A 16,425-nucleotide genomic window follows, 5' to 3' on the forward strand; every position below is an offset into this window, starting at 1 on the left:
CTTCCGATGTCAGGAGACGACGAACGTCCGGGAAGTCCCGCTGAACGCGGAGATCGCCCCGTTCCAGCCGTTCTTCCAGTTGCCGAAGTGGACCACGCGGTATTTGCCGATCGGGGCGTTCGCGGGGATCTTCCAGTGGACGACGGCTTTCGATTCGGCGACGAAAGTCCTCGCCCAGTGGTACTTCGTGTCCCAGTCGCCGTCGTCGGCGTGCCGGGTCCACTTGCCGTCCACCAGCCGCTGGATCTCCAGGAACGTGCCGCCGCGCCGGAGGTCGTTCTTCGGATGGCCGGTGACGAACTCGACGGCGACCTGCTCGCCGCGCGCGTAGGTGCTCTTCGCGTCGCTAAGGACGTCGCCGAAGGACTTGAACACGGGCGCGCTGTCGAAGACGACGCCTGGCTGGAAGTTGATCAGCTTGCCGCGCAGGTCGCGCGGCGTCGGCCCGTGCGGCACGGTCCGGCCCGTCTTCATCGCGGCCGCGAGTTTGGCGAATTCCTGCTGGTAGGCGGGAAGCGTGTACCGGCCGTAGAGGGTCGACGCGCCTTCGTACTGCTGCGAGTCGTATTCCTCGGGCGTGGTGACGTACTGGCTGTAGGCGTTGGAGTAACCCTGGACGAGCACGTTCTCCAGGGGGACGCCGAGTTCCGCGGCGACGGTCCGGCGCAGGCGCAGCCCGGACACGATCGTCAGTTCGGCGGGCACGGCCACGAGGTGCAGCTGTCCGATCCGGACGATCTGCAGCGGCAGGACCTCCGGCGTCCACGGGTACGGCTTCATCGCGCCGAACGGGACGGCGACCACCTTCGGCGCCTGCGCGTCGGCGAGCGCCTGCGGGATCGGCGCGTCGATGCCGCCGAGCCAGTCGATGAACGGGTTCTTCACGCCTTCGGGGAGCGGCAGGCCGGGGCCGTCTTCACGGCTCCCCGCCAGCATCGAGACCCCGATCGCGGCCGTGCAGGTGTGCTGCGGCCGCCCGTTCGGCGTGTACTTCGCGTCGACCGCGACGTCGGACATGTCGACGTAGCACATCCGGTGATCGACACCGCCCGTCACGGCTTCGGCGGCCGCGTCGAAGGCGCTCTTCGCCGCGCGGAACTGGAGGTCGCCGATGGTGCGGGTGTTCTCGAACTCCGTCTCCGGCGTCCCCGGCGAGAGATTCAGGTTCGGGCTCATGTCGCCGGTGTTGGTCTGCGGGAACGCGGCGACGAACCGCGGATTCCCGTCGAGGTAGCGCACGCCGGCGTGGTCGTGCTCCCACTCGTAGGCGGCGTACCCCTTGTTGTCGCCGCTGATCAGGTGGTTGCCGTTGCTCATCGACGTGCCGTGCGTGGCGAACCAGCTGATCGCGCCGACGTCGGCGCCGTTCTGACTGAACCGCAGCACCGTGACGGCCGGGTCGATCGCCAGCGGGAAATGGTCCTTGTCCGCCTGCGGGTTCAGGTCGAAGGCCTTGCGGGAGCGGTTGACGCTCGCCTTGGTCAGTTCCGCGCGGCCGAGCCGGATCGACCCGGGTGCGAGGTTCGCGTGCGCCCGGCTGATCGCCTCGAAGATCCCGTCGACGACGGCGTCGTAGACCTCTTGCTGGAACCCGAGGATCGCCAGATCGTAGGCGGCGTAGTGGGAATCGCCGCCGCACGCGGAGTGGGTGTGCGTCGCGTTGAGGAGCACGTTCTGCTCGGTGTAGAGCTCGCCGTAGGCGGCTTTGAGCTTGCGCATCACGCCCTGGTGGACGGACTGGAACAGGGCGCCGAGGTCGGCCGTGACGAACGCGATCCGCTTGGCGCCGTCGTCGACCACGAAGGCCCTGGCCCGGGTGCGGAGGTGGATGCCGGCGGTCTGCTGTTGCGGCATCGAGTAGCCCATCATGCCGTTCTCGGCCGCCGGGCCGGTGACATCGGAGATGCCGACGCCGACGCGGAAACCCTGCTGCCGCGGCGTTTCCGCCCGCGCGCTCTGGGCACCGAGCACGCCCGCCGCGACCGGCAAGGCCGCCGCACCCGCAAGAACCCGCCTCCGGCTCACCGCCATGAGATGCACCTCCCGGCCACGAACATGAACCGACTTCATGTTCGTGGCGGGGACGCTACGTGATGGGCCTCACGGTCGCAACCCACGAACGGCCGGGGGCTGAAGGGCGCTTTCCCCGCATGCGACGCGGCGAAGGACGCTTTCCCCGCATGGGATGCGGGGAAAGCGTCCTTCAGCTCCAGCTAAGAGAGGGTGTCGGCGACCTTCGCGAGCGTGGCGGCATCGCCCCTCAGCAGCAAGGTGGTCACCACGGTTTCCTCCCAAGCGGCCAGTTCGTCGCGGATCTTCTCCGCGGGCCCGATCAGCGAGGTGTCCTCGACCAGCGACGTCGGGATCGCGGCGATCGCTTCGTCCTTGCGCCCGGCCAGATACAGCTCCTGGACCTTGTCGGCGACGTCCTCGTACCCCATCCGGGCGAAGACGTCGTGGTGGAAGTTGACCGATTTCGCCCCCATGCCACCGATGTAGAGCGCCAGCGACGGCTTGATCCAGCTCGCGGCCTCCTCGACGTCGTCGTGGACGAGCACCGGGACGGACGCCGCGACCTCGAAGTCGTCGAAACCGTGCCTGGCTTCCGGGCGCGAGAAGCCCTCTTGCAGCGCCGTCCGGTAGAAGGCGTCGCTCTTGGGCGAGAAGAACAGCGGGAGCCAGCCGTCACAGATCTCCGCCGACAGCGCCACGTTCTTCGGCCCCTCGGCGGCGAGGAAGATCGGGATCTCCTTGCGGAACGGGTGCACTGTGGACTTCAATGCCTTGCCGAGCCCGGTTCCGCCCTGCAGCGGCAACTGGAAATGCTGCCCGTCGTGGGTCACCGGCGCCTCACGCGCGACGACCTTCCGCACGATGTCGACGTACTCGCGGGTTCGGGCCAGCGGCTTCGGATAGGGCTGCCCGTACCAGCCTTCGACCACCTGCGGCCCGGACGCGCCGAGCCCGAGCACGAACCGGCCGCCGGACAGATGGTCCAGGGTCAGCGCGTGCATGGCCGTCGCGGTCGGGGTGCGCGCCGACATCTGGACGATGTTGGTGCCGAGCTTGATCCGGCTGGTCGACGCGCCCCACCAGGCGAGCGGGGTGAAGGCGTCCGAACCGTAGCCCTCGGCGGTCCACACGGAATCGAAGCCGAGTTCTTCGGCCTTCAGCACCGCGTCCAGCGCGCCCTCGGGCGGACCGGAGGACCAGTAACCGAGGTGGTAACCCAGCTTCATCGAGGCTCCTAATCAGACGTTCGGCGAGTAGTGCTCGGGTTTGCCCCGCTCCGAAAGCGGCGGAAGGTTCCTCGCGGGAGTCTCGACCAACGGCGCGTCCGTGGCCAGTTCGCCACGCTCCCGGCGCCAGCCCGCCCTGGCGCGAGGGTGGTAGCGACGATCCCGCGGGACCAGCCTGAACGCCGCGTTGATCAGTTTCCCGGTCCGCCGGTGCCGTCGTTCGTCGCGTTCGGTCCAGGTGTACCCGAGCCGTTCGCGGATCGGCGGGTCGTACAAGCCGACGGTCAGCCAGACGAAGTTGCGCGCGACCTGCCCGCGCACGAGCTTCCACGCGAAATCCGGCAGCCACGGCAGGAAATGCGGTTTCGGGAGCTCTTTGATGTCGAGGACGTCGCGCGTGGCCTTGTTGTCCTCCAGGACGTCCTCGCACATGCGCTTCCAGTACAGCTGGAAGTCCTCCCACGACTCCGGCACCGGCCGCATGCTCATGCCGTACATCTCGTACCACTGGACATGCTCGTCGAACAGCTTCCGCTTCTCGGCCTCGCCGATACCGCCGACGAAGTTGTCGGCGATGAGGATCGCGCTCATGAAGAACGTCGAATGCGCCCAATAGAAGGTGTCCGGGTTGAGCGCGTGATAGCGGCGCCCGTGTTTGTCGATGCCCTTGATCCGATCGTGGTAACCGCGCACTTCCAGCGCGGTCTGCCGGGCGCGCGGGCCGTCGTAGATCACTCCCCCGATCGGGTACAGCGAGCGGAACAGCCGTTGCCAGCGCTCCTCGAAGAACCGCGAATGCTCCTCGACGCCCGCGCCCAGCTCGGGGTGCATGTTCTGCATGGATCCGGCCCAGAGCGCGATGAGCAGCCCACGCCAGTCGCCGAAGTACTTCCAGGTCAGCGAATCCGGTCCCAGCGGCCGCGGCTGCGTCATCCCCGGTCTCCTCAATGAGCTGGTTAAATTGACCACAACTGTTGTCAGGTTAAAGTTGACAACGGCCGTAGTCAACATCGCATTCAGGACGAGGAGCCGATCATGGCCGGCCGCAGCTGGGCAGGCACGACCCTGGACGACCGCAAGGCCGCGCGGCGGGGACAGCTCGTCGACGCGGGCCTCGACCTGCTCGGCACCCAGGGCAGCGCCGGGGTGAGCGTCCGCGCGGTGTGCCGTCACGCCAAGCTGACCGAGCGGTACTTCTACGAGAGCTTCACCGATCGCGAGGAACTGGTCGTCGCGGTCTACGAGCACATCGCCGAGCAGGCGCGACAGGCCCTCGTCGACGCCGTCAGCGACACGGCCGAACCCGCGGAACGGGCGAAGGCCGCTGTTCGCGCGTTCGTCGGATTGATGCTCGACGACCCGCGCAAGGGCCGAGTGCTCCTCCTCGCGCCGATCACCGATCCCGCGCTGACCACGCGCGGGGTCGCGCTCCTCCCCTCGTTCGCGGAACTGGTCAGCGGGCAGTTGTCCCACGGTGACGCGGCCGAACGACAGATGATCTCGATCGGGCTGGTCGGCGCGCTGAGCAACGTGTTCATCGCCTATCTCGACGGCTCGCTCAAGGTGAGCCGCGAGCGCCTGATCGACCATTGCGTCCGCCTCGTGCTCGGCGCCGACGCTCAGCCCTGATCCCGCTCGGCGGCCAGTTGCAGGGCGATGTCGATGATCATGTCCTCCTGCCCGCCCACGTACTTCGCGGCACCGACGCGGTAAAGGATTTCGTGCGCCGGGACGTCGTACCGCTCGGCGGCGCGCTCCGCGTGCAGCAGGAAACTCGAGTACACCCCCGCGAAGCCCTGCACGATCGACGACCGGTCCATCACCGGCAGCCGCGTGATGTAGGGCTTCACGACGTTCTCGGCCGCGTCCATCAGCACGTCCTTGTCGACGCCGGTGCGGATCCCGAGCCGTTCGAACGTCGCCGCGAGGACCTCGGTCGGCGAGTTCCCCGCGCCTGCGCCGAGCGCCACGAGCGAGCCGTCGATCTGCCGGGCGCCCGCGCGGTAGGCGAGCACCGAGTTCGCGACGCCGAAGCTCAGGTTCTGGTGCCCGTGGTAGCCGACCTGCGCCTGGTCCCCGAATTCCGCCACCAGCGCGGCGACCCGGTCGCCCGCGTCCTCCAGGATCAGCGTGCCCGCGGAGTCGACGACGTACACGCACTGGCAACCGGCGTCGACCATGATCCGGCCCTGTTTCGCCAGCGCCTCCGGCGTGGACATATGGGACAGCATCAGGAAACCGACCGTCTCCAGCCCGAGGTCCCGTGCCGCGCCGAAGTGCTGGACGGAGACGTCGGCCTCGGTGCAGTGGGTCGCGATCCGGACCGCGCCCGCGCCGAGGTCGGCCGCCGCCCGCAGGTCCCCGACCGTGCCGAGTCCCGGCAGGAGCAGCACCGCGATCTTCGCGTGACGTGCTTCGTCGACCGCGGCGGCGATCAGCTTCCGTTCGTCGACCAGGGAAAAGCCGTAGTTGAACGTCGAGCCGCCGAGCCCGTCGCCGTGGCTGACCTCGATCAGCGAGATCCCGGCGTCGTCCAGTGCCCGGACGGTGTCGCGCACGTTCTTCTCGGTGAACTGGTGCGCCATCGCGTGGCTGCCGTCGCGCAGGCTCGTGTCGACCAGCCGGACCGCGCGATCGATCTCGTCCCACTTCACGCCGCCACCCCCTGAGTGGCCAGCAGGTCGCCGACGCGGGCGGCCGCGGCGGTCATGATGTCGAGGTTCCCGGCGTACTTCGGCAGGAAGTCCCCGTTGCCGGCGACCTCCAGGAAGACCGCGACCCGTGCCTGCCCGCTCCAGCCCTGCCGGGGTGGGTCGTACTGGGGATCCGCCTTGAGCGTGTAGCCCGGCACGTATCCCTGGACGGTCTCGACCATCCGGTGGACGGATTCGGTCACCGCGTCGAAGTCCGCGTCGGGGTCGATCGCGCAGAACACCGTGTCGCGCATGATCATCGGCGGTTCGACGGGGTTGATGATGATGATCGCCTTGCCCCGGCTCGCTCCCCCGACGAGCTCGATCCCGCGCGCGGTCGTCGCGGTGAACTCGTCGATGTTCGCCCGGGTGCCGGGCCCGGCCGAGCGGGACGAAACGGACGCGACGATCTCGGCGTAGGGCACCGGCGTCACCCGGGACACCGCTTGCACGATCGGGATGGTGGCCTGGCCGCCACAGGTGATGAGGTTGACGTTCGGCACGTCCAGCCGTTCGGGCAGGCCCACGGCGGGGCAGGTGAACGGGCCGACCGCGGCCGGGGTCAGGTCGATCGCGCGGATCCCGGCGGTGGCGTAGCGCGGCGCGTTCGCCAGGTGCGCCTTCGCCGAGGTCGCTTCGAACACCAGGTCCGGCAGTTCGTCGCGGGACAGCAGCCAGTCGACGCCCCCGGCGGACGTCTCCAAACCCAGTTCGGCGGCCTTCGCCAGCCCGTCCGAGTCCGGGTCGACGCCGACCATGTACCGCACCTCGACGTGGTCGCTGCGCCTCAGCTTCGCGAGCAGGTCGGTTCCGATGTTCCCGGGACCGACGATCGCGGCCACCGCTTTCCGTTGCGCCATGTCAGGTGACGCTTCCCGAGCGGATAGGGCACACTCAACCCATGCGTGCCGCTGGGCGGAACGACGACCCGGAACGAACCGGAGCGGACGGCCTCGTCGCCGCCCGTGTCACCGCGCTGCTCTCGGCCTTCCGGCCCGGCGACGACGCCCTCGGCGTTTCCGAGCTGGCGCGGCGGACCGGACTGGCGAAGTCGACCGTCCACCGGCTCACCGGTCACCTGGTCGCGACCGGGCTGCTCGAACGCGAGGACTCGGCGCTGCGGCTCGGGCTGAAGCTGTTCGAGATAGGCCAACTGGCGGTACGGCGCCGTGGGCTGGTCGAGGCGGCACGCCCGTACCTCGCCGATCTTCGCGAGGCGACCCGGAACACCGTGCATCTCGCGGTCCTGGAAGGCACCGAGGTCGTCTATCTCGACATCCTGCGCGGACCGGACGCACCGTCGCTGCCGTCCAGGATCGGCGGCCGTTTTCCCGCGCACGCCACCGGCGTCGGGAAAGCGATCCTCGCGTTCTCTCCGGAATCCGTTGTGGCACAAGTGATCGATGCTGGATTGCCCCGCGTCAGCGTCCGGACGATCACCGCCGCCGGCCTTCTGCGCCGTCAGCTCGCCAAGGTGCGCGGCGACGGGATCGCGTTCGAACGGGAGGAGTCCGGCGTCGGCGTCGTCTGCGCCGCGAGCCCGTTGCTCGACGCGAAAGGCGTTGCGGTGGCGGCGTTGTCGATCTCCGGCTGGGCGAATCGCATGCACACCAACCGCGTCGCGCCCGCCGTCCGCACGGCCGCGTTGGCGCTGTCCCGTACTTTGTAAGAAATTCTCCACGGCCGCAAGGTTTTCGCGCCCGGATGGAGCAGTCGCGAACCCTTACCGGAGCGGGATTCCGGGACTACGCTTTCGCGGGTGGCCCAGCACCGGGGGGACGCGCCACCGGGCCGAGCCCCCGCCAGTATCGACGGCCGTCGCCGGGTGGAGACGGCCGCCAGGCGCCTGCTGTCCATCGACGTCGTCCTCACCCTCCTCGTGGTCACCGGCGGCGTGCGCGTCCTCGATCTGGCGTCGACGGCACCTGCTCCTGCCACCGAACCGGCGACCGTCGCCCACGTCTTCGCCCTGAGCCACCTCACTTCCTTCACCGGCACCGGCGGCACCGGGACGTCACCGTTCGGCTGGGCGCAGCTCGCCGGGTACGCGCTGGTGTCGCGAGCGTTCGAGCGGAACCTCGTCCCGGTCACGGCGGTCCGCGAGACGATGGTCGTCGCGGCCGTGCTGTGCGCGGTCCTGCTGTGGATCCTCGCGCGGCGGCTGGGCCTGCCGTTCTGGGCGGCGACCACGGCCGTCGTGCTGATGGCGGTGTCTCCGCTCGCGATCGGGCTGCAGCGGGTGGCGATCGTCGAGCATCTCGCCGTCACCTGGGTGCTGGCCGCCCTCGTCCTCGCCGCGACACCCCGCGAGCGAGCACGGCCATGGCATGACGTCCTGGCCGCGTTGTGCCTGCTCGCGGCCGTGCTCACGGCACCGCTGGCCTTGCTGGCGCTGCCCGCGGCGGGCTGGCTGCTGGTCCGGCGGCGCGAGGACTCGCGGGTCGCGTTCACCGCCGTGGTGTTCACGCTCGGTCTCGGCATCGCTTTCGGCCCGGCGGGCCCGGCGCTGCGCCCGGAACTACCCGAACCAGGGCCGCCGGGGATCGCCGCCTGGGTCGCGCTGGATCCGGTGTTCGTCGTGCTGTCGATGGTCGCGATCGTCGCCGGGATGGTCCTGCCCCGCACCCGTCCGCTCGCCGTGTCGGCGCTGCTGATCGCCGCTGTCCTCGCCTTGCCCGCGATCCCCGTCGAACTCCCTCTCGCACTCCTGGTCCCGCTGACCCCGCTGCTCATCGCCGAGGTCGCGGCCACGGTCGCGGTGGGCAGGCGGCCAGCCGGGCACCGCCTGGTCCCGATGCGCCATCCCGTGTCCGCTCTCGTGCTGGCCGCGGTGCTGACCCTCGTTTCGGTCGCCGGCTGGGTGCACGGTTTCGGCAGGCTGAGCTCGGCGCCGTCCGGCGGGGTCGCGCTCACGCAGGCACGGGATTGGTTGTGGGACAATGCTTCCGGCGCCGTCGTCCTGGTCGACGACGCGAGCTGGACCGAACTCGCCGCACACGGCTGGCCGACCGGTTCCCTGATCACGATCGGCTCCTGCGCGGCGACCTGCGCGACCCCGGAGTGGGCCGTGCTGACTCCCTCCGGGCAACGCGACGGACCGCGTTTCCCGGCAGCGTCGGCGTTTCTCGCCGGTACCGCCAAGGTCGCCGTCTTCGGCTCGGGACCGGACGCGGTCACCGTCTCCCGCGTCGGCGAATCCGCGGATCCGCTCGGCGAGACCGAGGAGTCCGGAGCGCGCACCCGCGCCGGTGCGGCCTTGGCGTCGTCGAAACAGGTTCAGTGCGAGGGGCGCACTCGCGACGCGCTGAGCGCGGGCCAGGTCGACCCCCGGCTCATCGCCACCGTGGCCGCCCTCGCCACGTTCCAGCCCGTCCGCCTGGTCGACTTCCCTTCCGCCACCGGCGAAGTCGCCGCAGGTCAGCCGCTGCGCCGTCTGGTCGTCTCCGGTAACGACGAAGCCGCCATCGCCGACTTCTACACAGGCCAGCGCGCCACCTTCGAACCCGCGTCCGTCACCCGGGTGCCGGGCGGGGTGCTCGTGACGTACCCGCTGTTCCCGCCGCCCGGGCTGCTCACGCCGTTCTCCGCGCCCTGATCCCGGCAACGAAAGGTCCCCGCCATGCGTCCCCTCACGGCTTTGCTGAGACCCGCCGGCGTGCTCGCCGCAGCCCTGCTGCTGCTCGGCGGTGTGCCGCTCACGGCGAACGCCGCCCCCGGTCCGGGTGTCGGCTGGATCCGCGTCGGGCACCTCTCCCCCAAGGTCCCGCCGGTCGACGTCTACTTCGCCGCTTTCGGGAAGCCGGAGAAGGTCGTCGTCCGCAAGGCGGGCTACGGCGCGGTGACGCCGTACTCCTCGGTGGCTCCCGGCGCGTACACCGTTTCGATGCGGCCCGCCGACGCGGCCGCGTCCTCTCCGCCCGCGCTGAGCGCGACGATCGAGATCAAGGAAGCGAGCGCGTACTCCCTGCTGGTGTTCGCGAACGGACCCGGCGGCGGTCTGAAGGGCGATCTGGTCCAGGACGACCTGACCGCGCCCGCGGCGGGCAGCGGGCGGGTGCGCGTCGTCCAGGGTTCGGCCGCGCTGACCCCGGTGAGCATCGCCGGGCCGGACGGGAAAACCGTGGCGAGCGAGGCCGCGTACGGTGTCACGACGCCCTACATCGACCTCCCCGAAGGACGCTGGCCGCTGAAGCTGACCTCCAACAGCGCTACGTCGGAGTCCACAGTGGACGTCAAGGCCGGGTCGACCACCAGCCTGCTGGTGACGGAGAACGGAACCGGACTGAAGACCCAGCCGATCGCCGACGGCGCCACCCTGCCGGACCCGCCGAAGCTCGGCGTCGAGACCGGTGGCGGCGGGACGTCCTCGGATTCCTTGCCATGGTGGGCTTTCGCGGCGCTCCCGGTGCTGGCCGCGCTGGCTCTCCTGGCGATCCGGCGGCGCCCGGCGCATGATCGCTGACCGTGTCGTATTCGTCCTCTTAGGACTCGCCTCGCTCACCGCTTGCGCGCCCGCCGCGGCCCCTCCGCCCCCGGCGGCGACGGTCGCGCCCGCGGTGTCCGGCCCGCTTCCGCTCCCAGCGAGGGCCGAGGTGTCGCCGGTCCGGCTGACCATCCCGGCGATCGGGTTCGACCAGACCGGGCTGATCCCGCTCGCGCTCGGCGCCGCGGGCGAACTCCAGGCGCCCGAACGGTTCTCCGACGTCGGCTGGTACGAGGACGGTCCGGTGCCGGGCGACCCCGGCCCCGCCGTCCTCGCCGCGCACGTCGACTCGCGCACGGGACCGGCGCCGTTCTTCCGCCTGCGCGAACTGCACTCCGGCGACGAAGTGCGGGTCTCGCGGTCCGACGGAGGCGACGTCGTGTTCCGGGTCGACTCGGTCCAGCGCTACCCGAAGAACGAGTTCCCGACGCAGGCCGTCTACGGGCCCGCGCCGGGGAGCGCACTCCGGTTGATCACCTGTGGTGGAAGCTTCGACGCGGCGAAACGGTCCTATCGGGACAACGTCGTCGTGTACGCCTCACAGCGCTGGGACTAGTCCCCTGCGCACCAACTCGGGCCGGACGCCCTCGCCGAACCAGTACGCCTCCTCCAGGTGCGGGTATCCGGAGAGGACGAACTCCTCGATGCCGTGGGCGTGGTACTCCTCGATGAGATCGGCGACCTCACGGTGACTGCCGACCAGCGCCGTACCCGCGCCGCCACGCACCAGACCGATCCCGGCCCACAGGTTCGGGTGGATCTCCAGCCCGCGGACGCCGCCGTCGGTGTTCCCCTTGTTCAACGCCGCCATGCGCTGCTGACCGACGGACTCACTGGCGGACAGCTGTTTCTGGGTGTGGGCGATCCGCTCGGGGTCGATCGCGTCCAGCAGTTTGCCCGCCTCGGCCCAGGCCTCCGCCGACGTGTCACGGGAAAGCGTGTGCAGCCGGATGCCGAAGCGGAGCTTCCGGCCCTGTTCCTCGGCGAGCTCACGGACCTTCGCGATCTTCTCGGCGACCTGCGCGGGCGGCTCGCCCCAGGTCAGGTAGACGTCGGCGTGCCTGGCCGCGATCGGCAGCGCCGCTGCGGACGAGCCCCCGAAGTAGATCGGCGGAACCGGGTCCGGGGCCGCGCGCGAGGTCGCGCCCTCGACTTTCAGGTGCTCGCCGTCGAAGTCGAACGGCTTGCCGCTCCACACTCCTCGCACGATCTCGAGGAACTCGCCGGTGCGGGCGTAGCGCTGGTCGTGGTCGTGCCAGTCGCCGAAGCGGCGCTGCTCGACCGCGTCGCCGCCGGTGACGACGTTGAGCAGCACGCGGCCCTGCGAGATCCGCTGGAACGTCCCGGCCATCTGCGCGGCGAGCGTCGGCGAGACCGTCCCTGGTCGGAACGCGACCAGGAACTTGAGGGTTCTCGTCTCGCGGATCAGCGCCGCGGTCGTCAGCCAGGCGTCCTCGCACCAGGTCCCGGTCGGGGTCAGGACCCCTTCGAAACCGTTGGCTTCGGCGGCGCGGGCGACCTGGGCGAGGTACTCGAGACTCGGCTCGCGGGCCGCGGTCGCGCCGGCGTCGCGACTGGCGTGGAAGTGCTCCACGATCGTCCGGCCGTCCCCGGTGGTGGGCAGGAACCAATGCAGCTTGAGCGTCACGGTTCCGAGCTTCGGCTTCCGGGGCGGGCCGGGTCAATCGGCGGGCCTCGCGTCCCGCGATCTGGACGCCCGCCGCCCCGCCTCGCTCAGCCGCCGAACATCCGCCGCCATTCGTCCGGAGACTTCGGCTGGAACACGAAGTTCGTGTCCTTCACTCGTGAAAGGTTCGCCGACGGTTCGGCCGAGTACTGGTGTCCCGGGTAGACGACCGGATCCCCGTCCAGTCCGGCGAGCCACTGCAGGCTCCGGTAGATCGCTTCCGCATCACCGCCGGGGAAGTCGGTCCGTCCGCAGCCTTCGAGGAACAACGTGTCACCCGAGACGAGCCGGCCGTCGACGAGGAAGCACTGGCTGCCGGGCGTGTGTCCCGGCGTGTGCAACAGGCGGATCGGCACCGCGCCGACCTCGAGGACCTCGTCGTGTTCGTGCGAGCGCAGATCGGCTCCGGAGACGCCGGTGGTGCGGCGGACCCATTCGGCTTCCGCGCCGTTGACGTGGATCGGCACCTGGACCCGCTCCAGCAGTTCGGCGATCCCGGGCAGTGAGAAGCCCATCATCTCGCCGCCGACGTGGTCGGGGTGGTGATGCGTGGCGAGGACGCCGGTGAGCCGCATGCCGTCGGATTCCAGCAGGTCGAGCAGATCACCCACGGCGTACGCCGGGTCGACGACGACGGCCTCGTTCGTCTCTCTGTCGCCGATCAGGTAAGCGAAGTTGACCATCTGCGTCGCGACCGGATCCCCCACCGCGAAGTCACGGCCCGCGAGCAACTGCCGGAAGTACAGCCTGTCAGCCATGCGCACACCTTACGGCGCTATTCGCCGACCGTGCCGTCGGCCAGCTCCCGCAAGACGTCCAGGTGCCCGACGTGCCGCGCGGTCTCCTGCAGGACGTGCGCGAGCACCCATCGGACGGTGAACTTCCCCGACCGGCGCGCCCGCTCGTCCGGCGAGACCCCGGCCAGCGACGACTCCGAAAACGCCCACTCGGCCCGGTAGGCCTCGACGACCGAGCGCGGGTCGTCCGCGTCGGTCAGGTCCCAGCTCGGATCCGGTGAGCCTTCCCACAGCGACGGCAGGTCTGCGCCGCCCGCCTCGATCGAAAGCCACCAGCGCTCCACCGCGGTCAGGTGTTTGAGCACTCCCAGCGCGCTCGTCCTCGGGGACGCGGGCAACGGCGTCGCGGCCGCCTGTTCCCTGGTCAGCCCCGCGACCTTGTTCACCGCGGTGGCGCGGAGGAAGCGCAGGAAGTCCCACTGGATCCCGGCCTCGTCTTCGGCGATGGCGTCCGGCCAGGACCGATCCACCGGCCCGGCGACACTCGAACTCGTGTTCGACATCCGACCACCTTACACATCGGACAGGACTAGGCTGACTCTCCATGTGGTGGGGACTTGTCTGCGCGTTCTTCGCGGCCTGTGCGTACGGCGTCGCTTCGGTGATGCAGGCGATAGCCGCGAAGGCGACTTCCGGTGACGAAGATCGTGTCGACCCCAAGCTCCTCGTCCGCGTGCTGCGGCAATGGAAGTTCGTCGCGGGCCTCGCGCTGGACGTCGTCGGTTTCGTCGCGCAGCTCGCCGCCCTGCGCGTGCTGCCGCTGTTCGTGGTCCAAGCCGCGCTGGCGGGAAGCCTCGCCGTGACGGCGGTCGCGGCGCGGACGCTCGGTGTCCGATTGGGACGTCGCGAGTGGACGGCGGTGGCGGTCGTCTGCGCCGGGCTCGCGCTGCTCGGCATGTCGGCGGAGAGCGAGGGCTCGGCGGCGACCGGGCTGGGCTTCCGGCTCGTGCTGGTGGGCGCGGTGATCGTGCTCGGCACCGCCGGGATGCTCGCCGGCCGCGCGCCGCGGCGGATCCGGACACCGGCGCTGGGCCTGATCGCCGGGCTGTGCTTCGGCGTGGTCGCCCTTTCCGGCCGCGTGCTCACCAGCCTCGCCCCGCTGGACCTGCTGACCGACCCGGCCACCTACACGCTCGCCGTGGCGGGCGCGCTGGCGATGTTGTTCTACGCCACCGCGCTGCAGCGGGGCAGTGTCACCACCTCGACCGCGATGATGGTGATCGGCGAGACCGTCTTCCCTTCCCTGGTCGGCGTGATCGTGCTGGGCGACACCACGAGGCCCGGCTTCGCGGCCGTGGCGGTGGTCGGGTTCGCCCTCGCGGTTTCGGCGGCGCTGGCGCTCGCCCGCTTCGGCGAACCCGCGCCGATCGAGCCGGTCAGCGCGCAGACCGGCTGACCCCGCGCCGGGACACCAGCAGCCAGGCCAGGTACAGCCCGCCGATCGCCCCGGTCACGAGACCGACGGGCAGCCCGGCGAACAACTGCTGGGTGATCAGGTCGCTCATCACCAGCAGGAGCATGCCCATCAGCGCGGCCGCGGCGAGCCCGGGTCCGGACGAGCGCGTGAGCCGTTTCGCCAGCTGAGGCGCGGCGAGGGCCAGGAACGCGATCGGACCGGCGGCCGCCGTCGCGATCGAACACAGCCCGACGCTGACACCGAGGAGCACCAGCCTGCTCCGTTCGACCGGCACGCCGAGCCCCTTGGCCGAGTCGTCGCCCATCTCCAGCAGGGAAAGCCTTCTGCCGTAGACGAAGGCGGGCGGGAGCAGGACGGCGATCGCGATCGCCACCGGGACGACGTGCTCCCAGCCGCGTCCGTTCAGCCCGCCGACCAGCCAGGCCTGCGCCGCCAGGCCGTCCTGCTGGGCGGCCCGGGTGATCAGGTAGGAGTTGAACGCGATGAGCATCGCGTTCACGCCGATCCCGACGAGGATCAGCCGGAAGGCGTGCACGCCGCGTTTGAACGCGAGCAGCGCGATCAGCGCCGCTGTCACCACTCCGCCGACCAGCGCGCCGAAAGAGACTTGGAGCATCCCGCCGTGCACCACGACGATCGTCAGCAGCGCGCCGGCTGCGGCGCCTTCGGTGAAGCCGATGAAATCGGGGCTGCCCAAGGGATTCCCGGAAAGACTCTGCAGGATCGCGCCACTGACCGCGAGCGCGCCGCCGACCAGCAGCGCGGTCAGCAGCCGCGGCAGCCGCAGGGTGGTCACGATGAACTCGGTGCTCCGGTCGCCGAAACCGAACAGCGTCTGGATGACCTCGCCGACGGACAGCGGGTAGTCGCCGGTGGTCATGCTGACCGCGCCGACGAAGAACACGGCGACGGCCAGCACGACGACGACGATCGCCGCCCTCGGGGTGACCCGCAGGGAAAGTCCGCCGCCCGGGGTGCGCAGGACGCGGGTGCTCATCGGTGGGTGCTCCTTGATCGCGGTCACAGCCGGGCCAGCTTCCTGCGTCGGCAGAGCGCGATGAACACCGGCGCCCCGAGGAACGCGACCACGATGCCCGCCTGCAGTTCCTCCGGTGGGTTCAGCACGCGGCCGACGACGTCGGCGCCGATCAGCGCGATCGGCGCGAGCAGCATCGAGTACGGCAGGACCCAGCGCTGATCCGGGCCGACCAGCAGCCGCGCGGCGTGCGGCACGGCGAGACCGAGGAACAGGACCGGCCCGATGGCCGCGGTACCCGCGCCGCAGAGCAGCATCACCACGATCGCACCGAGCACGCGGGTGCGGCCGACGTGGGCGCCGAGGGCCTTGCCGGTCTGGTCTCCGAGCGCGAGGACGTTGAGCGGCCGGGCGAGCAGCAGCGCGATGATCGCGCCGACCACGACGAACGGCGAGATCTGCCAGAACACGTCCCATTTCCGGCCGCTGAGCGAGCCGACGTTCCAGAACCGGAACTGGTTGAACGTCTCGGGCATCAGCAACAGGACACCGACGATGTAGGCCTGGAGCACCGCCATCACGGCCGACCCGGCGAGCACGAGGCGATCCGGGGTGGCGCTGCGCCCGGCCGAGCCGAGGACGTACACCAGGACCGAGGCGAGCGCCGCGCCCGCGAAGGCGAACCAGATGTAGCCGAGCACGCTGGTGACACCGACGAAAGCGATCCCCGAGACGACCGCGGCCGCGGCGCCGGTGTTGACCCCGAGCAGGCCGGGGTCGGCGAGCGGGTTCCGGGTGAGCGCCTGCATCACCGCGCCCGCCAGGCCGAACGCCGCGCCGACGACGACCCCCAGCAGGGTTCGCGGGATGCGGAGGTCGTGGATGATCACCGCGTCGGTCGAGCCGTCGTTGTGCCACAGCACCGACCAGGTGGAGGTGAACGGGATGCTCTTCGACCCCACCCAGATGCTGAGCAGGAACACGAGCGCCAGCAGGGCGAGCCCGAGCACCAGACCGCCCGCGCGGAACGTCCGCGCCGCCGTGCCCGGCGGGGACGCCGCCGCGGGCGCGCGTTCGGTGACGACCACGGAACCTCCTTCGAACGAGGCGAGCTGACCGAACGCCGGAGTCCA

The 16,425-nt window shown here is 70.4% G+C and carries 16 protein-coding genes; 6 read left to right on the forward strand and 10 right to left on the reverse strand.

Features of this window, described 5'->3' with window-relative positions:
- Window positions 1-9 precede the first annotated feature (9 nt).
- From ACLJRM_RS02295 to ACLJRM_RS02305, 3 genes are all read right to left on the reverse strand, one after another.
- Window positions 10-2,031, reverse strand: coding sequence for a neutral/alkaline ceramidase (locus ACLJRM_RS02295; protein ID WP_410662081.1), 2,022 nt, complete (start codon window positions 2,029-2,031; stop codon window positions 10-12).
- A gap of 182 nt (window positions 2,032-2,213) precedes the next feature.
- A complete protein-coding gene (locus tag ACLJRM_RS02300) occupies window positions 2,214-3,239 on the reverse strand; it encodes an LLM class F420-dependent oxidoreductase (protein ID WP_101607566.1) in 1,026 nt (341 codons plus the stop codon).
- A gap of 12 nt (window positions 3,240-3,251) precedes the next feature.
- Window positions 3,252-4,172 carry an oxygenase MpaB family protein gene (locus ACLJRM_RS02305; protein WP_410662082.1) on the reverse strand — a complete coding sequence of 307 codons (921 nt, stop codon included), beginning with the start codon at window positions 4,170-4,172 and terminating at the stop codon, window positions 3,252-3,254.
- Window positions 4,173-4,274: 102 nt separating this feature from the next.
- Here ACLJRM_RS02305 and ACLJRM_RS02310 point away from each other — a divergent pair, with 102 nt between their 5' ends.
- Window positions 4,275-4,868, forward strand: a complete 594-nt coding sequence (locus ACLJRM_RS02310; RefSeq protein WP_410662083.1) for a TetR/AcrR family transcriptional regulator — start codon at window positions 4,275-4,277, stop codon at window positions 4,866-4,868.
- Here the strand turns inward: ACLJRM_RS02310 and dmpG are convergent.
- Complete coding sequence (gene dmpG / locus ACLJRM_RS02315) at window positions 4,859-5,893, reverse strand: 4-hydroxy-2-oxovalerate aldolase (protein WP_410662084.1); 1,035 nt, start codon at window positions 5,891-5,893, stop codon at window positions 4,859-4,861. The two genes, ACLJRM_RS02310 and dmpG, sit on opposite strands and share 10 nt — an antisense overlap.
- A complete protein-coding gene (locus ACLJRM_RS02320) occupies window positions 5,890-6,792 on the reverse strand; it encodes an acetaldehyde dehydrogenase (acetylating) (protein ID WP_101607562.1) in 903 nt (300 codons plus the stop codon). Before ACLJRM_RS02320 ends, dmpG begins: the two co-directional genes overlap by 4 nt.
- 41 nt (window positions 6,793-6,833) lie before the next feature.
- On the opposite strand from ACLJRM_RS02320, the gene ACLJRM_RS02325 reads away from it, so the two are divergent.
- From ACLJRM_RS02325 to ACLJRM_RS02340, 4 genes are all read left to right on the forward strand, one after another.
- Window positions 6,834-7,601 carry an IclR family transcriptional regulator gene (locus ACLJRM_RS02325; protein WP_410662085.1) on the forward strand — a complete coding sequence of 256 codons (768 nt, stop codon included), beginning with the start codon at window positions 6,834-6,836 and terminating at the stop codon, window positions 7,599-7,601.
- A gap of 90 nt (window positions 7,602-7,691) precedes the next feature.
- The gene (locus ACLJRM_RS02330; RefSeq protein ID WP_410662086.1) at window positions 7,692-9,527 is read left to right on the forward strand and encodes a glycosyl transferase; all 1,836 of its coding nucleotides are present in this window, start codon (window positions 7,692-7,694) and stop codon (window positions 9,525-9,527) included.
- 24 nt (window positions 9,528-9,551) lie between these two features.
- Window positions 9,552-10,394 (forward strand): DUF4397 domain-containing protein, encoded by an 843-nt coding sequence (locus ACLJRM_RS02335; RefSeq protein WP_410662087.1) that lies wholly within the window; start codon window positions 9,552-9,554, stop codon window positions 10,392-10,394.
- The gene (locus ACLJRM_RS02340) at window positions 10,384-10,971 is read left to right on the forward strand and encodes a class F sortase (protein ID WP_410662088.1); all 588 of its coding nucleotides are present in this window, start codon (window positions 10,384-10,386) and stop codon (window positions 10,969-10,971) included. Before ACLJRM_RS02335 ends, ACLJRM_RS02340 begins: the two co-directional genes overlap by 11 nt.
- Here ACLJRM_RS02340 and ACLJRM_RS02345 read toward each other — a convergent pair.
- The 3 genes from ACLJRM_RS02345 to ACLJRM_RS02355 form a co-directional block, all read right to left on the reverse strand.
- Window positions 10,954-12,063, reverse strand: a complete 1,110-nt coding sequence (locus ACLJRM_RS02345; RefSeq protein ID WP_410662089.1) for an LLM class flavin-dependent oxidoreductase — start codon at window positions 12,061-12,063, stop codon at window positions 10,954-10,956. The two genes, ACLJRM_RS02340 and ACLJRM_RS02345, sit on opposite strands and share 18 nt — an antisense overlap.
- An 86-nt stretch (window positions 12,064-12,149) precedes the next feature.
- On the reverse strand, window positions 12,150-12,860 hold the full coding sequence (locus tag ACLJRM_RS02350) for an MBL fold metallo-hydrolase (protein WP_410662090.1): 711 nt from the start codon (window positions 12,858-12,860) through the stop codon (window positions 12,150-12,152).
- 17 nt (window positions 12,861-12,877) lie between these two features.
- Window positions 12,878-13,402: a DinB family protein gene (locus ACLJRM_RS02355; RefSeq protein ID WP_410662091.1), complete on the reverse strand. Its 525-nt coding sequence runs from the start codon at window positions 13,400-13,402 to the stop codon at window positions 12,878-12,880.
- 41 nt (window positions 13,403-13,443) lie between these two features.
- Between ACLJRM_RS02355 and ACLJRM_RS02360 the strand changes: the two genes are divergently transcribed.
- Window positions 13,444-14,295 carry a DMT family transporter gene (locus tag ACLJRM_RS02360; protein WP_101607555.1) on the forward strand — a complete coding sequence of 284 codons (852 nt, stop codon included), beginning with the start codon at window positions 13,444-13,446 and terminating at the stop codon, window positions 14,293-14,295.
- Here ACLJRM_RS02360 and ACLJRM_RS02365 read toward each other — a convergent pair.
- Together ACLJRM_RS02365 and ACLJRM_RS02370 are read right to left on the reverse strand one after the other, a co-directional pair.
- Window positions 14,276-15,313 carry a FecCD family ABC transporter permease gene (locus ACLJRM_RS02365; protein WP_101613174.1) on the reverse strand — a complete coding sequence of 346 codons (1,038 nt, stop codon included), beginning with the start codon at window positions 15,311-15,313 and terminating at the stop codon, window positions 14,276-14,278. The two genes, ACLJRM_RS02360 and ACLJRM_RS02365, sit on opposite strands and share 20 nt — an antisense overlap.
- Before the next feature lie 23 nt (window positions 15,314-15,336).
- On the reverse strand, window positions 15,337-16,380 hold the full coding sequence (locus ACLJRM_RS02370) for a FecCD family ABC transporter permease (protein ID WP_101613173.1): 1,044 nt from the start codon (window positions 16,378-16,380) through the stop codon (window positions 15,337-15,339).
- Window positions 16,381-16,425 lie beyond the last annotated feature (45 nt).

Source organism: Amycolatopsis sp. lyj-84 (genome assembly GCF_046549075.1).
In the GTDB taxonomy this organism is placed as follows: Bacteria; Actinomycetota; Actinomycetes; order Mycobacteriales; family Pseudonocardiaceae; genus Amycolatopsis.

Bases quoted from the DNA above. Each gene is read 5' to 3' on its own strand.
- ACLJRM_RS02305 (WP_410662082.1), bottom strand. From the start codon at position 4,172: ATGACGCAGCCGCGGCCGCTGGGACCGGATTCGCTGACCTGGAAGTAC.
- ACLJRM_RS02320 (WP_101607562.1), bottom strand. From the start codon at position 6,792: ATGGCGCAACGGAAAGCGGTGGCCGCGATCGTCGGTCCCGGGAACATC.
- ACLJRM_RS02295 (WP_410662081.1), bottom strand. From the start codon at position 2,031: ATGGCGGTGAGCCGGAGGCGGGTTCTTGCGGGTGCGGCGGCCTTGCCG.
- ACLJRM_RS02360 (WP_101607555.1), top strand. From the start codon at position 13,444: ATGTGGTGGGGACTTGTCTGCGCGTTCTTCGCGGCCTGTGCGTACGGC.
- ACLJRM_RS02340 (WP_410662088.1), top strand. From the start codon at position 10,384: ATGATCGCTGACCGTGTCGTATTCGTCCTCTTAGGACTCGCCTCGCTC.
- ACLJRM_RS02300 (WP_101607566.1), bottom strand. From the start codon at position 3,239: ATGAAGCTGGGTTACCACCTCGGTTACTGGTCCTCCGGTCCGCCCGAG.
- ACLJRM_RS02310 (WP_410662083.1), top strand. From the start codon at position 4,275: ATGGCCGGCCGCAGCTGGGCAGGCACGACCCTGGACGACCGCAAGGCC.
- ACLJRM_RS02335 (WP_410662087.1), top strand. From the start codon at position 9,552: ATGCGTCCCCTCACGGCTTTGCTGAGACCCGCCGGCGTGCTCGCCGCA.
- ACLJRM_RS02365 (WP_101613174.1), bottom strand. From the start codon at position 15,313: ATGAGCACCCGCGTCCTGCGCACCCCGGGCGGCGGACTTTCCCTGCGG.
- ACLJRM_RS02350 (WP_410662090.1), bottom strand. From the start codon at position 12,860: ATGGCTGACAGGCTGTACTTCCGGCAGTTGCTCGCGGGCCGTGACTTC.
- ACLJRM_RS02355 (WP_410662091.1), bottom strand. From the start codon at position 13,402: ATGTCGAACACGAGTTCGAGTGTCGCCGGGCCGGTGGATCGGTCCTGG.
- ACLJRM_RS02325 (WP_410662085.1), top strand. From the start codon at position 6,834: ATGCGTGCCGCTGGGCGGAACGACGACCCGGAACGAACCGGAGCGGAC.